Source organism: Desulfitobacterium sp. LBE (assembly GCF_007830365.1).
Taxonomy (GTDB): domain Bacteria; phylum Bacillota; class Desulfitobacteriia; order Desulfitobacteriales; family Desulfitobacteriaceae; genus Desulfitobacterium; species Desulfitobacterium hafniense.
Genome location: NZ_VLKD01000001.1, coordinates 3,743,212 through 3,757,755, shown reverse-complemented (window position 1 = coordinate 3,757,755; position 14,544 = coordinate 3,743,212). Strand labels below are relative to the sequence as shown.

General features: G+C 48.6%; 12 protein-coding genes. 1 reads left to right on the top strand and 11 read right to left on the bottom strand.

The window, feature by feature from the left end; all coding sequences use genetic code 11:
- Positions 1 to 198 precede the first annotated feature (198 nt).
- From uvrB to DESLBE_RS17880, 3 genes are all read right to left on the bottom strand, one after another.
- On the bottom strand, positions 199 to 2,247 hold the full coding sequence (gene uvrB / locus DESLBE_RS17890) for an excinuclease ABC subunit UvrB (RefSeq protein WP_144677759.1): 2,049 nt from the start codon (positions 2,245 to 2,247) through the stop codon (positions 199 to 201).
- Between the two features lie 176 nt (positions 2,248 to 2,423).
- The gene (locus tag DESLBE_RS17885; RefSeq protein ID WP_144677758.1) at positions 2,424 to 3,878 is read right to left on the bottom strand and encodes a substrate-binding domain-containing protein; all 1,455 of its coding nucleotides are present in this window, start codon (positions 3,876 to 3,878) and stop codon (positions 2,424 to 2,426) included.
- Between the two features lie 254 nt (positions 3,879 to 4,132).
- Entirely contained in the window at positions 4,133 to 5,215 is a 1,083-nt protein-coding gene (locus tag DESLBE_RS17880; protein ID WP_144677757.1) for a hypothetical protein, read from the bottom strand.
- 291 nt (positions 5,216 to 5,506) lie between these two features.
- Here DESLBE_RS17880 and DESLBE_RS17875 point away from each other — a divergent pair, with 291 nt between their 5' ends.
- Positions 5,507 to 6,736 carry an ATP-binding protein gene (locus tag DESLBE_RS17875; RefSeq protein WP_144677756.1) on the top strand — a complete coding sequence of 410 codons (1,230 nt, stop codon included), beginning with the start codon at positions 5,507 to 5,509 and terminating at the stop codon, positions 6,734 to 6,736.
- A gap of 68 nt (positions 6,737 to 6,804) precedes the next feature.
- Here DESLBE_RS17875 and DESLBE_RS17870 read toward each other — a convergent pair whose 3' ends face one another.
- The 8 genes from DESLBE_RS17870 to prfB form a co-directional block, all read right to left on the bottom strand.
- Positions 6,805 to 7,992 (bottom strand): S41 family peptidase, encoded by a 1,188-nt coding sequence (locus tag DESLBE_RS17870; RefSeq protein ID WP_005815587.1) that lies wholly within the window; start codon positions 7,990 to 7,992, stop codon positions 6,805 to 6,807.
- Between the two features lie 219 nt (positions 7,993 to 8,211).
- On the bottom strand, positions 8,212 to 9,345 hold the full coding sequence (locus DESLBE_RS17865; RefSeq protein WP_144677755.1) for a peptidoglycan DD-metalloendopeptidase family protein: 1,134 nt from the start codon (positions 9,343 to 9,345) through the stop codon (positions 8,212 to 8,214).
- 20 nt (positions 9,346 to 9,365) lie between these two features.
- Positions 9,366 to 10,250 carry a permease-like cell division protein FtsX gene (gene ftsX, locus DESLBE_RS17860; protein ID WP_026198720.1) on the bottom strand — a complete coding sequence of 295 codons (885 nt, stop codon included), beginning with the start codon at positions 10,248 to 10,250 and terminating at the stop codon, positions 9,366 to 9,368.
- The gene (gene ftsE / locus DESLBE_RS17855) at positions 10,240 to 10,926 is read right to left on the bottom strand and encodes a cell division ATP-binding protein FtsE (protein WP_005815584.1); all 687 of its coding nucleotides are present in this window, start codon (positions 10,924 to 10,926) and stop codon (positions 10,240 to 10,242) included. Before ftsE ends, ftsX begins: the two co-directional genes overlap by 11 nt.
- Before the next feature lie 186 nt (positions 10,927 to 11,112).
- Positions 11,113 to 11,376: a hypothetical protein gene (locus tag DESLBE_RS17850; RefSeq protein WP_144677754.1), complete on the bottom strand. Its 264-nt coding sequence runs from the start codon at positions 11,374 to 11,376 to the stop codon at positions 11,113 to 11,115.
- Positions 11,377 to 11,497: 121 nt separating this feature from the next.
- Positions 11,498 to 12,433 (bottom strand): transketolase family protein, encoded by a 936-nt coding sequence (locus tag DESLBE_RS17845; protein WP_144677753.1) that lies wholly within the window; start codon positions 12,431 to 12,433, stop codon positions 11,498 to 11,500.
- On the bottom strand, positions 12,426 to 13,259 hold the full coding sequence (locus DESLBE_RS17840) for a transketolase (protein WP_173361740.1): 834 nt from the start codon (positions 13,257 to 13,259) through the stop codon (positions 12,426 to 12,428). Before DESLBE_RS17840 ends, DESLBE_RS17845 begins: the two co-directional genes overlap by 8 nt.
- Before the next feature lie 160 nt (positions 13,260 to 13,419).
- Positions 13,420 to 14,527 (bottom strand): peptide chain release factor 2 gene (gene prfB / locus DESLBE_RS17835; protein ID WP_144677752.1). Its coding sequence is split into 2 segments (ribosomal slippage): positions 13,420 to 14,457 and positions 14,459 to 14,527, totalling 1,107 coding nucleotides; the frame shifts between segments, so codons are not numbered across the junction.
- Positions 14,528 to 14,544: the final 17 nt, after the last annotated feature.

Below are 14,544 nucleotides of genomic sequence, written 5' to 3'. Positions count from 1 at the left end.
GGAGCCGATTTAGCCACGAAACCCGGACGAGGGTTTCGCCCAAGCCGCCACGCCACAGAGACTGCTTAACGGCGCAGGTACACCCGACGGAGCGGAGGACTTGAGCGATTAGATTGCTCCGCGCAGCTTATTGAGTGAACGCGGCAAATCAAAATCCTGGAGAGACTTCCCCCATTTATCTTAGGGAAAGGAAAAGAACTAGCCCCTCTTCCTGGGCCCACTCTTACGCCCTGCCGGAGCCGCCGCCTCTCGCTTGCGGGCACGGCCCTGGGTGGGCCGCTTATACTTATTCTCTTCCCCTTTAAGCTCGATCATCGCATCCCGTATCTCCGCTGCCCGCTCGAAGTCCATATCTTTAGCGGCTAAGCGCATCTCCTGTTCCAGACTTTTGAGCAGCTCAGCCAATTCCTCCGCCGGCATCTTCGCTCCATAGGCTGCTTTTTTCTCTGCGACCTTAGTGGCTTCCGGGATTTCGTAGATTTTCTTGCGAATGGTCTGGGGGGTAATCCCATGCTTTTCATTATAGGCTTCCTGGATGGCCCGGCGGCGGTTGGTTTCACTGATGGCCACTTCCATGGAGCGGGTCATTTGGTCCGCATACATGATGACTTTTCCCTGGGCATTCCGGGCGGCGCGGCCAATGGTCTGAATCAGAGAGCGCTCGGCACGGAGAAAACCCTCTTTGTCCGCATCGAGAATAGCCACCAGGGAAACCTCGGGAAGGTCCAAGCCTTCCCGGAGCAGATTGATGCCCACTATGACATCGATATCTCCCAAACGCAATTCCCGCAGGATCTCCACCCGCTCCAGGGTTGTAATATCGGAGTGGAGGTATTTAACGGCCATATTGAGATTTTTCAGGTAATCCGTTAAATCCTCTGCCATCTTTTTGGTTAGGGTAGTGACGAGCACCCGCTCATCCCGGGCAATCCTTTGGTTGATTTCCCCGATCAGATCATCGATCTGGCCCTTGGTGGGCCGAACCGAAATCTCCGGATCCAAAAGCCCGGTAGGGCGAATAATTTGCTCCACAATCTGGGGGCAATGTTCCAGCTCATAGGGACCGGGTGTGGCGCTGATATAAACCCGCTGAGGGACCAGCGTTTCAAATTCAGCAAACTTCAAGGGGCGGTTATCCAAAGCGGAGGGCAGCCGGAATCCGTAGTCTACCAGAGTGGTTTTACGGGAACGGTCCCCTTCATACATACCCCGGACCTGAGGCAGCGTGACATGGGATTCGTCAATCATCATCAGGTAATCTTCCGGGAAAAAGTGCAAAAGGGTATAAGGAGTTTCTCCGGCCTCCCGGAAGGTTAAATGGCGGGAATAGTTTTCAACGCCATTGCAAAATCCCATTTCCCTCAGCATCTCCAGATCATAGCGGGTTCTCTGCTCTAAACGCTGAGCTTCCAAAAGTTTGTCTTCATCCTTAAACCGTCTGAGCTGCTCTTCCAATTCCTTTTCAATATTCTCAGCAGCTACCAATACTTTATCCCGTGCCGTGACATAGTGAGAATTCGGGAAAATGGAGACATGCCGGCGTTCTCCCAAAATTTCACCGGTAAGGACATTGATCTCGTAAATATGTTCGATTTCATCCCCGAACATTTCGATCCGAACAGCATGCTCACTGGAGCCGGCGGGATGGACTTCCACCACATCTCCCCGGACACGGAAAGTTCCCCGTTCAAAAGCCAGATCATTGCGATCGTACTGAATGGAGATGAGCTTTTTGAGAATGTCATTGCGGTCAATTTCCTGCCCCTGCCGCAGGGAAACCATCAAATCCCGGTATTCCTCAGGGGAACCCAAGCCATAGATGCAGGACACACTGGCCACCACAATCACATCACGCCGTTCGAATAAGGCCGCCGTAGCGGAGTGGCGCATTTTATCGATCTCATCATTGATCGAAGAATCCTTTTCTATATAGGTATCGCTGGAAGGAACATAAGCTTCCGGCTGATAATAATCATAATAACTGACGAAATATTCCACTGCATTTTCCGGGAAGAATTCCTTGAACTCAGTGTAAAGCTGAGCCGCTAAGGTCTTATTATGGGCGAGAATCAGAGTGGGCCGTTGAACTTTTTCGATGATGTTGGCCATGGTAAAGGTTTTTCCTGAACCTGTCACCCCCAGCAGGGTTTGATGACGTCTGCCGGAATGGATACTTTCGACCAGAGCATCAATGGCCTGAGGCTGATCCCCGGAGGGTTTGTAGGGAGCGCGTAAACGGAACTCCATGGGGTGCTCCAATCTCCTTTCTCTTCTAAAATCCTGGTTTATATTCTGCTTGTTCCAGTCTTCAAATCATTCTAAGCAAGATTATACCACTTCTTGCTTAGAAACAAAACAAAAAAGCCGAACATATTTTCGGCTTTTCGCTGTTTTTTACTGGTAATTTTAAGAAGTATCTTTCTCTATTCCCCCTGTTTCGCTTGTTCTGAGCTATTCCCTCCTTGCTTATCCTGTCTATCCCCCTGCTGTCCTTGTTCTCCTTGTTGTTGCTGTTGCTGCTGTTGTTGTTGCTGTTCTTTCAGGAGCATTTCCGGAGGAATGGTACGGACTTGATCATTGGCATTTTTCTCTGTTCCCAAAACATTGCCCTTTTCATCCAGATATTCGCGGAGAATTTCTGTATGAACTTTTTCAGTCACTTTGCTTACCCCTTCGGGCATAACTCCCTGCCCGCCGCTCTGCCCCTGGGCTGAAGAAGAGCCTTCCTGGCCCTGTTCTTTGGACTCTGCATCTTTCCCTTCGCCGCTCTGTTCTTTTCCACTATCTTCATTACTGCTTTTTTCTGTACTTTTTTGCTTCCCTTGACTTTCCGAGCCCTTCGTCTGAGACTCCGATTTTTTCTTTTCCAGCTCTTTTTGAGCTTCGGCTGCTTTAGCATAGCTTTTCTGAATAAGGGCGAGATTTTCTGTCGTCACCGTTTTAACCGGAATGATCTTCGCCGCCACTTCACCTTGATCGCCGGTAATGGATTGTGTTATATCTACGGATTGCTTATCCATTAACTTTTGCGCCCATTGAAAGGCATTAACACCTTGAACATAGGGTGATGTATCAATATCTGCGATCTGACTGCCTGAAGCAATCCTTTGCAAGGATTTGGAATTAGCCTGTCCTCCCATAAGCTGAACTTTATCGGTAAGCTGCATGGATCTGAGCAGTTCATAAGCCAGGGCAAGGAGCTTCTCATTCTTAGCGCAGATGGCCTTCACTTGGCCGGGGTTCTTCTGCAAATGTTCCATAAGGCTTTGCACAGCTATGGTTTCCGATTGGGGAGGATTGGTAATGCTATGTACCGTTATCTTGGGGTTTTTACCCAGCTCTTGCTTAAAGGCCGCCATATTCATTTGAGCGACGGCATCTTCTGCTTCCCCCTGCAGGTAGACGACCTGCCCTTCAGTAACCTTTCCCTGGATTTGCTGGGCCATTAGCTTGCCTGTTTGATCCGGATCAGGCAGGATGACCCCTTTGGCTTTCACTCCGGGCGGCAGCCCGTTTAACGCCAGAATAGGTATATCTCCCTTTTCCGCTTCCTTTAAAAAGGACTGCTCCCCAGCTTGAACAATGAGAACCTTGGCATCCTTAAGGGCGTTGGCATCCCCTTGTTCTTTTGACGTCAAAACCTTAACTTCCAATTCTTCTTTTTCAGCCAACTCCTGGATGCCGAGCAGAAACATATCTTTATTGGGATCCTCCTGGTTCAAAGCTACCGCTATTATTTTTTTTTCTTCTTGCTGAGAGGATTTACTCGAGGTTTTCTCCTTGCTCCCCATTAAGCCGCCCAAAAGAGATTGCATGTTGCAGCCGGTTAAGGCCATACTTAGAAGTAACACGATGATCATGGAAAGCACTTTTTTCATGGAACACGCTCCTTTCCAGGGTCGATCCACTTTATAAACACCTTGTGTTTCACACTATAAAGAAAACCCGACTTCGCCGATCCTTAAACACATACTCGCAAATGAGGCGAAGTCGCTGGTTGCACTTATGCTTTAGAAAGTATATAGCGCAAGCTTATGCTTTCTGATAGTGCCAAAAAAGCACCGTTTTTGGTGCTTATCATGAGTATATCTAGTCTTCCCTTGATTGTATGAAATATGAAAGGCAACTGCTGTCAATCAATGGTATGAACTTTTTTGTCCATATCTCTTAAAATAGTGTTCAATAAATCTGTCTTCATGCTATCGACTTGATCAAAGTCGACCGTTTTTGTATAAATAGCTTTAAGTTTATCTCTCAGCCTCTGGGTGTCCAGCAGAGCTTTTTTGAGATCATTGCTAAAGGGACACCCTAATCCTTGATCCTCCAGATGCTCCGGATCCCCTTGCCAAATGGCCAGATTTCTTTCCGGAAAGACAATGCCTAAAATTTCATCAGGGTAAAGCGGATGTAAGACAATATCAATAACCTGCCCCAGCTGTTCCGCTTCCTGCAACACCCATTCCATGGCTTCATGAGCCTCTTCCCCATCGAAACGAATCTGGTCATAGTCCGTCAAGAAGTAGGGAGCCAGATTCAGCCAGCCCTCCGGATTGATTCCATGAAGAAAAAAGGACTGAACAGCGCTCTTCTGGATCTTTTTCAAAGCGTCCTGAGCCTTGCTCCAAGGACCTTTTGCTTCTTTAAATAAATCTGAGGCATAAAGCTTGGGCAGCCAGGGCCTGCCCTCATCCGCCTTGGCATAAAACCGCTCGCGAATTCTTCCTCCAAATTCCTCAGCCAGGATTTCACCTATTCTTTGTTGGCCGCGTTTAATCTTTTCTTCAAATTCAAGAACTCTCAGCCTTTGTTGCTCAAGCTTTCCCTGATTGCAGTATTTGGAAAAATCAACAAAATGCTCAATCACCCCCGGTGCGCGCCAATGCAAAGGAGCAATCTCATAGTGATCAAGGATCGCCCAGTTGAAACGGCGAATCAGCACCCCCGCCATGGAGTCCGGATCCCGTGCAGAACGGAGAAAATCAACCTCATACCCCCGATCAAGGAGATCCAGTCCAATCATCTTAATCGTGGTGGATTTACCTGTGCCCGGTCCTCCCATCAGGACATAAGTACGTTCCCATTCTGACATCATATTGGGTAGAAGTGATATATAGCCGCGATTGGTAATCCCCTCTGCAAAGTAATGCCGTCCACTGGGTTTATTCCCCATGTCCTTTCCCCCTTGAAATTTGCTTGCGGTGTAGTGTATGCACAAGGAGGGTCAGCGGTCACAGGATTTGCTGAAAAGACCGGCAAATTGTTTCTGGCGCTTGGTTGGATACACCGCTCAAAAAGGCTTGTCAGATTCGAATCCGGATTCGAATCTGACTGACATCATCTTGGGTAGAAGCGATGTCTAGCCGCGATTAATGCAAGCAGGGTTAGTTTAAAAAGAAGACATTCGGCCAAAATATACATAAAACTAATTATAGACGATTCTCACTTGATCTTCACTGCTCATCCGGCCATAATTATAGCAGGTTAACTTTAGCCGAGGGGTGATAAGGTGAACTATATTAAAAGAGCCATGGAGAATACTTTTCTCCGCCTAGCCAAAGAATTCCCGGCTTTGCTGCTTACCGGCCCAAGGCAGACGGGAAAGACCACTATGCTGCAAAAGCTGGCCGCAGAGGAGAAAATCGGACGAGACTATGTTACTCTGGACGATCTGACCGAGCGTCAGATGGCAAAAAACGACCCGAAGATGTTTCTCCAAATCCACAAACCGCCAGTGTTTATTGACGAGGTGCAGTACGCCCCAGAACTGTTTTCCTATATCAAAATCCATATTGATCGGCATCATCGTCCGGGAGATTTCTGGCTGACGGGATCACAAGTGTTCAAACTGATGGATGGAGTACAGGAATCACTGGCCGGTCGTGTCGGCCTGCTTCATATGTCGCCCATGTCCCAAGCGGAGAGCTGCGGCGCAGACACCACGCCCTTTATATTGGATTTGGAACAGCTTACCCGGCGGGTTAGAGAACGCAACCCTCTGGACACTCCCGCCCTCTATGAGCGCATCTTTCGAGGAGGTATGCCTGCTCTCCTCAGTGGTCAGTATACTGACCACCGGGCCTTATACTCCAGCTACATCAGCACTTACCTTGACCGGGATGTCAAGGAGATTTCCGGCACTATCAACTCCCTGCGCTTTATGGACTTTATCACAGCCGCCGCGGCCTTGTGCGGGCAGATGCTGAATTATAAGACCATCGCGGATGCTGCCGGGATTGACCAGTTAACTGCCAAAGGCTGGCTAGAGATTTTGGAACGGCTGGGAATTATCTTTTACTTGCATCCCTACGCCAACAACATGCTCAAGCGCATGGTAACCAAGCCTAAGCTCTATTTTTATGACTGCAGTTTGGTGGCCTACCTGACCAAATGGAGTGACAGCGCCACACTGATGAACGGCGCCATGAGCGGCGCTATTCTCGAAAACTTTGTGGTTTCGGAAATTATCAAGAGTTATCAGAACTATGGCAGGGAGGCCTTTATCTACTATTATCGGGACAAGGACACCAAAGAGATTGATATTCTACTGGAGGACAGCGGCAAGCTTTACCCCATGGAAATCAAGAAAACCGCGACACCCCAAAAGCAGCTCACCCGCGTATTTAATGTCATTGACAAGGCCACCCTGGAACGGGGGACAGGAGCGGTTCTTTGCACGACCGACAGACTCTCCGCATTTGACAGCGAGAATTTGATCATACCGATTTGGGGAATATGATGAAAACCCCTGAACATTGCAGCTAAAACAATGTTCAGGGGTTTTTCTTCAGGGCTTTGGGCGTGCTGTTATTTCATCTGTTGGCGAAGCACCTTAAGAGCTTCCGTGAGCTGGGTATCAAAGGCTTTCGTAGTAGGAGAAAGCGTTGCTTCCTCTCCATCCTTCAGCTTCACTTCCACATCAGGCTCGATGCCCTTTTTATGAATATCGATCTTATTAGGGGTCAAATACTTGGCGGTGGTCAGCTTCACACTGGTCCCCCTATCCAGTTGATAAATCGTCTGCACAATCCCTTTACCGAAGGTCTTGGTACCCACAAGGGTGCCCGTTCCCCGATCTTTGATCGCCCCGGAAACGATTTCAGCTGCGGAGGCGCTTTCTTCATTGACCAAAACCACAAAGGGAATGCCTAAATAATTGCCTTCCGAAGCCTTGGTTACAGCATTGCCTCCTTTATCCACAATATAGACAATGGGGCCGGGCTGAACAAAATAACTGGCTACTCCTACAGCAGATTCTAATTCCCCGCCATGATTATAGCGTAAATCCAAGATCATCCCTTTGTATTTGCTGATATCCATATTGCGCAGCACTTCATTGAGTTCAAGAGCTGTATGGGAGGAGAACTGGGAAATTCCGATATAAGCTATATCCGAATTCCCTGGCAGAGCCAGTCCCTCCACCGTGGGTACTGCGATATTTTCCCGGGTTAAAGGAACGGTCACATTCTGCTTAATGCTTTCCCGATAGACCACCAGAGTCACGTTAGTCCCCGGGTTCCCGCGCATCAGGGAGACGGCTTTTTCCTGATCGATGGTGGTGGCGTCCACATCATCGATCTTAATAATCACATCTCCAGGCTGTAGTCCGGCTTTAGCGGCCGGAGTGTTTTTAATGGGTCTTAGGACCACAAGTTTCTGAGGATCTTTCAGACTTAAAATAATCCCCACGCCGCCGAATTTCCCTTCGATTTGTTGCATAAGCTCTTCATTCTCTTGAGCATTCATATAACTTGAATAAGGATCGCCCAAGGAATCCACAATTCCTTTGGTGGCACCTTCGATCAGGGTGTCTACAGACACTTCCTCCAAATAATCACTTTCAACAAGCTTGACTACTCTTGCCAAGCGGCCTAAATGATCCAGGTTGGTTACAATGAACCCCCCGACAACCACCGTAAAAATCAAACTCCCTATGGCAAGAACCCATCCCAGATTTTTTAAATACTCTTTCCAACGACTCTCCTGCAAATCCATATCCCCTTCTCATTACCGTGACTCATCTCTTGATCTTTGCTAGAAGATAAGTGGCGGGCTTTCCTTATTTTTTATTGCACTGTCAGAAAGTATAAACTTGCGTTATATACTTTCCAAGCATAAGTGCAACCAGCGACTTCGCCTTTCGTGAGAGTGAAAATATAAAGTACGGCGAAATCGGGTTTTCTTTATTATATGCCTATCCACTTCAGGACATACTTACTTAAAAAATTGCATGGGATCCGTAGTTTCCCCATTGATGCGCACTTCAAAGTGAAGATGGGGTCCTGTGCTCCAGCCTGTGGAGCCCACATAGGATATCAGATCACCGGCCTGCACCATATCTCCAACTTTAGCGGCCAGTTTGGAATTGTGGCCGTAAAGGGTGGTGTATCCGCCCCCATGATCCACGATCACGGCATTTCCATAGGCCCCATACCAACCGGCCATAATGACTTCCCCATTCCCCGCCGCCAAAACCTTGGTTCCGGTGGGTGCCGGTAAATCCACCCCGGTATGCAGGCTTTTCTGCTTCGTTATGGGATGAATCCGCCAACCATAAGCACTGCTGATTTCATAATATCCCGGTAAGGGATAAGTGCTGATGGTTCCATGGACCACGCCGGAGTTGCTGGTTAATTTGCGGATTTTTTCAGCAATGGCGTTAGAGTCGGCTTCCATTTGCGCAATTTGCTCAAAGATATCATTCTGAGCTTTTTTGTTGGAATCAAGTGCTGTCTGATGCTCCTTCTTCTTGGCATCCAGTTCCTTTTTGGCCTGCTCCGCTTCAGCCTTCAGCTTGGCAGCTTCATCCCGGTGGGCTTGCAGCACTTTCGTTTCTTCTTCGATTCTGGCCTTTTCCAGGCTGATATCGGCAAGGATCTTTTGATCATTATCAACCAGACGGTTAAAGTACTCCAGGCGGGTGATAAAATCACTGAGATTTTCCGCTTCAAAAAGGATTTCCAGATAACTGACTTGACCGATCTGATAGATTTCTTTGACCCGATTCCGCAGAACCTCCTGGCGCTTGGCCAGGTCTTCCTCCCGCTGCTTGAGCTCCTGCTCGGATTGATTCACAGCTTCCACCGCCTGATTATAAGCGATCTGTTTTTCATTCAAGCTATTCGAAGCTACCGTAATCTGAGTCGCTAAATTCTTAATCTGATTTTGCAGTTTATCGGCAGAATACGTCAGATTGTTTAACTGATTGCGGGCCTGTTCCCCTTTCTTTTGCAGATCCCTTTGTTCTTTTATGGCATCCTCTAATTCCCCAGCTTGAAGTGGAATGACAGAACCTGCCAGCAATACTGATGTGAGCAAAAGGGCTATGAGCCCCCTTCTCTTGGTCATGTTTTTTCCCTCCTTCATTGTTAAACTTTTAAGAAGCGCCTTAAGGAGATCACGCTTCCTGCTGCACCTATTCCCATCCCTAACAGGACGATAGAACCCAGAACCTTACCGATGAGCTCCGTTTCATTAACTACGGGCATAAAGGCCAGGGTGGTTTGAATGTAATCTGCCAGCCAATCATAGCCAAATCCCACCAGCAGGATAGCCAGCAGACCGCCAACCAATCCCAGGAACATCCCCTCCAAAATAAAGGGCCAGCGGATAAAGGCATTGCTCGCCCCGACAAGCTTCATAATCTCAATTTCCTTGCGGCGCGAAAAAACATTCATCTTAATATTTAAAGAAATCAAAATCAGGGAGGCGATGGCAAACAACCCTACCACCGCTGTTCCTGCCCAGCGGAGCCACTTGGTAAACTTCAGCAAAGGCTCTACCAGGTTTTTACCATAAACCACATTATCCACACCGGTAAGCTTAGTAATCTGGGCGGCCACATTTTCTACTTGCTGGGGGTCCACCACATGGACGGTGTATTTATCCGGAAAAGGGTTCGTATCTCCTAAATCCGCTGCAATGGTGGTGGAATTCAGGGAGCCGGTAAAATTTTTCAAAGCCTGGTCTTTGGGAACAAACTCAATGGTATCCACTCCCGCCAAGTCTGTGAGCCTCTCCCCCAAAGCCTTGACTTCCGCGGAATCCAAATCATCCTGGGCAAATACAGCAATCTCCAGTTCGGATTCAAAGTTCGAAGCCAGGTTAGAGGCATTGAGCAAGAAAAACACCGAAGCCCCCAAAATGACCATAGAGATCATCACGGTCAGCACTGAAGCAATACTTAGCCATACATTTCTGCGAATAGAATTAAATACTTCACGAAATATGTATTCTACAGAGTTAAGTGCCATATCCGTAAGCCCCCTGCTTCTGATCACGTGCAACTTTGCCATCTTCAATCGTTATGACACGCTTCTGCATTTGATCGACGATATCCCGGGCATGGGTGGCCATCACAATCGTCGTCCCGCGACGATTAATATTATAAAGAAGCTCCATAATCTCCCAGGCAGTCTCTGAGTCCAGATTACCCGTAGGTTCATCCGCGACTAAAAGAGAGGGATTATTGACAATGGCCCTGGCTACCGAAACCCTCTGCTGCTCCCCTCCGGATAACTCATGAGGGAAGGCTTTCTCCTTATTGGCTAAACCCACCAGCTCCAGAGCCTTTTTGGTCCGACTCTTGACCTCCCGGTTGCCGACACCGATGACCTCCAAGGCAAAAGCCACATTTTCAAAGGCAGTTTTATTCGGTAAAAGGCGAAAATCCTGAAAAATAACGCCAATATTTCTGCGCAAATGGGGAACTTCCCGTTCCCGCATCCGAATCATACTTTTACCATTCATGGTCACTTGACCGCGGGTAGGCAATTCCTCACGGTAGAGCAAGCGGATCAGGGTGGATTTCCCCGCGCCACTGGGTCCTACCAGAAAAACGAACTCCCCTTTGTCTATTTTTAGACTAATATCGACAAGGGCCTTGGCACCGTTCGGATAGATCTTCGATACATTCGTTATTTGGATCATTTTTTTCCCAGGCCTCCTTGAGTTCTCCGTTAGCTTCCATTTTATCCAAACCTATAAGTTAATTCGACACGAGGTATGGATCTCCTGTTATTAATGACGGAAGTAGGGCTAAAAACTTATGGTAAAAAAGAAGTTGGAAGTAAAAAAAGAAAAACCCGACTCCAAACATCGGGCTCATACTTTATGCTATAAGATTTCTTGCAGAGCTTCCTCCTGTGCTGAAAATCTCCTCTCCGCTTCATCCTCATCAATGAACCAGAGGCAGCCTTCATGGCGTTCCTCCCGATTAAAGGTGTGAATCAGGCCCTTTTTTACAGTATCGCCCCATGCCACAAAAAACTGTGCCGGAGAATTCACAGGATTGACTCCTGTACCAAAATAAAGGGGAATCCCATTTATTTCAGATTGCCGAAGAATATTGGCCCTAGTCGTACCGCACGGATTGCTCAAAGCTTATCCCTCCTTAGCAACTATAGAAGAATACTATAAACGGAACGGCTGCCCACTCCCGGCAGCCGTCCAAAACTCACTATCTTTGCCTCACTATCTTTGCTCCTGTTCTTGGGAGTCTCTATTTCCTGGCTATAGCCGCCTTTACTGCCGCCACCACTTCTTTTTTGGTTAAGCCGTATTTCTCCAGCAACTCCAAGGGGCGGCCTGATTCGCCAAAGGTATCCTTAATCCCGACCCGGACCAAGGGCGTAGGCGCATGTTCACTTAAGGCTTCGGCTACTGCGCTTCCCAGGCCGCCAATAATGTTATGCTCCTCGGCAGTCACCGCCGCACCGGTCTTTTGGGCGCAAGCGACGATAGTCTGCACATCCAGAGGCTTTACAGAGGCTACATTAACCACCGCAACCCGGATATTTTCCTGTTCAAGGTCCTGGGCAGCTTCCAAAGCGGCCGCCACCATGACCCCGTTAGCAAAAACAACACAGTCCGAGCCCTCCCGAAGAACATTGGCTTTACCGATCTCGAACTGATACTGATCGTCAAAAAGCAAAGGAACATCAAGCCGGCCCATCCGAATATAAACAGGGCCTTCATATGCTGCGGCAGCCCGGATGGCTTGCTGAGTTTCCACCCCATCGGCAGGAACCAATACGGTCATATTGGGTACAGCCCTCATAATAGCCACATCCTCCACCGCCTGATGAGATCCTCCGTCCTCACCAACGGTAACACCGGCATGAGTGGCGGCAATCTTAACATTTAGTTTGGGATAAGCGATGGAATTGCGAATCTGCTCAAAAGCCCGTCCTGTGGCAAAAATAGCAAAAGTGCTGGCAAAGGGGATCTTGCCTGCCGCTGCCAAACCCGCCGCTGTGCCCATAAGGTTGGCCTCCGCAATTCCCATATTAAAAAACCGTTCCGGGTAATGTTTGGCAAAATCCGCGGTCTTCGTGGATTTAGACAGATCCGCATCCAGGACAACGATATCCTTATTTTCTGCCCCTAAGGCCACTAAAGTTTTACCATAGGCATCCCGTGTTGCTTGTTTAGCCAAGGCGTGCCGCCTCCTCTCTCAATTCCTTTAAGGCTTGCTCTGCTTGTTCAGCGCTGGGGGCATTCCCATGCCAGCCTACCTGGTTTTCCATAAAAGACACTCCTTTACCCTTGACCGTCCGGGCAATGAGTATCGTCGGTTTTCCTTTAATAGTTTTAGCTTCGGCAAAAGCTGCCAGCAGCTCTTCCATATTATGTCCATCCACCTCGATGACATGCCAGCCAAAGGCCCGCCATTTGTCGTCCAAGGGATCAGAAGCCATCACATTATCTGTGGTTCCGTCAATTTGCAGACCATTGTAGTCGAGAACGGCGGTGACATTATCCAGCTTGTAGTGTGCTGCAGCCATAGCCGCCTCCCACACTTGACCCTCCGCCATTTCACCGTCTCCTAAAACCACATAGACCCGAAAATCCTTCTTGTCCGCTTTTCCGGCAAGGGCCATCCCATTGGCTGCGGAAAGGCCTTGGCCCAAAGAGCCTGTGGACATATCCACACCGGGGACTTTCCTCATATCCGGATGCCCCTGCAGGATGCGGCCGGTTTGCCGCAGTCCCAGGATTTCCTCTTTGGGGAAGTAGCCCTTTTCAGCAAGGGCTGCATAAAGGACCGGTGCGGCATGCCCCTTCGCCAAGACAAAGCGATCCCGATCCGCCCAATGGGGATCCTCCGGATTAACTTTCATTTCATGAAAATACAGGGCGGCCAATATATCCGCTGCCGATAAGCTGCCCCCAGGATGACCTGATTTAGCCGGCACAAGCATGGTAATAATATCCTGACGTATTTGATTGGCCATCCGTTTCAGTTCAAGTACCCTCACCATAATCCCTCCATTTATGTGGTTGACAAAACGTCTCATTTTGAAGATTTAAGGCTTGGCCATGAGCCAAGCCTCTCTTTACACTTCTTGCTGCACGACACTTCTTGCTTCACGCTGATCCTTTTATCCTGCTTACTGCTTCTGCTCTTATTCTGCTTTTACTTTACTGAACAGCTTTGGTCTTTTGCAGATAAGCAGCGATAAACTGGTCAATCTCTCCGTCCATGACAGCTCCGGTATTCGCTGTTTCCTCATTGGTCCGGTGATCCTTAACCATATTATAAGGATGGAACACATAGGAGCGAATCTGGCTTCCCCACGCGATCTCCTGTTGTTCCCCGCGAATCTCCGAAATTTCATCTTCCTGCTGTTTGCGCTTCAGCTCCAGGAGCTTGGCTTGCAGGATGCGCAAGCAGTAGGCCCTGTTCTGAATCTGAGAACGCTCACTTTGGGACTGAACCACAATCCCCGTAGGTAAGTGAGTGATCCGGACCGCAGAACTGGTCTTATTGACATGCTGTCCCCCCGCACCGCTGGCCCGGTAGGTATCCACCTTGAGCTCTTCGGGCGGAATCTGAATTTCAGCATTATCCTCCATCACCTCAGGTATAACATCCACAGAGGCAAAGGAGGTATGACGGCGTCCCGAAGCGTCAAAGGGAGATATCCGCACTAAACGGTGAACTCCTTTCTCCGCTTTCAAATAGCCATAGGCATTTTCTCCCGCAAAGGATAGGGTCGCACTCTTAATCCCTGCTTCATCGCCGGGCAGGAAATCCATGGTTTCCACTTTATAACCGTGGCGTTCTCCATAGCGGATATACATCCGATACAGCATGGATACCCAGTCCTGGGCTTCTGTGCCGCCGGCTCCCGCATGCAGGGTAACTATGGCATTATTCCGATCATAGGGACCGCTGAGCAGAATCTCCAGCTCCAAACCATCCAGCCGTTGCTGCAGAGCCAGGATTCCTTCCTCAAGTTCAGGCTCCAGGGATTCATCCTTTTCTTCCACCGCCATTTGATAGAGGGTGAGCAGATCATCCAGCTGCTGCTGCAAGGTGTAATAGGTTTTGACTTTCTCCTGTTGATAAGAAAGCTCCTGCATCACTTTTTGCGCCCCTTCTGGATTATCCCAAAAGTCCGGCCTTTGCAGTTCAATCTCTAAAATACTGATTTTATCCTCACGCTGAGGGACGTCAAAGTGAAACCCTCAAATCTGCTAAGCGCACTTCTAAACTTTCCAGCTCTTTTTTCCATTCAAATATCACTTAACTTTCACCACCTT

Coding starts and splice junctions, on each gene's coding strand:
- DESLBE_RS17865 (WP_144677755.1), bottom strand. CDS start 9,345: ATGACCAAGAGAAGGGGGCTCATAGCCCTTTTGCTCACATCAGTATTG.
- uvrB (WP_144677759.1), bottom strand. CDS start 2,247: ATGGAGTTCCGTTTACGCGCTCCCTACAAACCCTCCGGGGATCAGCCT.
- ftsE (WP_005815584.1), bottom strand. CDS start 10,926: ATGATCCAAATAACGAATGTATCGAAGATCTATCCGAACGGTGCCAAG.
- DESLBE_RS17870 (WP_005815587.1), bottom strand. CDS start 7,992: ATGGATTTGCAGGAGAGTCGTTGGAAAGAGTATTTAAAAAATCTGGGA.
- DESLBE_RS17885 (WP_144677758.1), bottom strand. CDS start 3,878: ATGAAAAAAGTGCTTTCCATGATCATCGTGTTACTTCTAAGTATGGCC.
- ftsX (WP_026198720.1), bottom strand. CDS start 10,250: ATGGCACTTAACTCTGTAGAATACATATTTCGTGAAGTATTTAATTCT.
- DESLBE_RS17840 (WP_173361740.1), bottom strand. CDS start 13,259: ATGGTGAGGGTACTTGAACTGAAACGGATGGCCAATCAAATACGTCAG.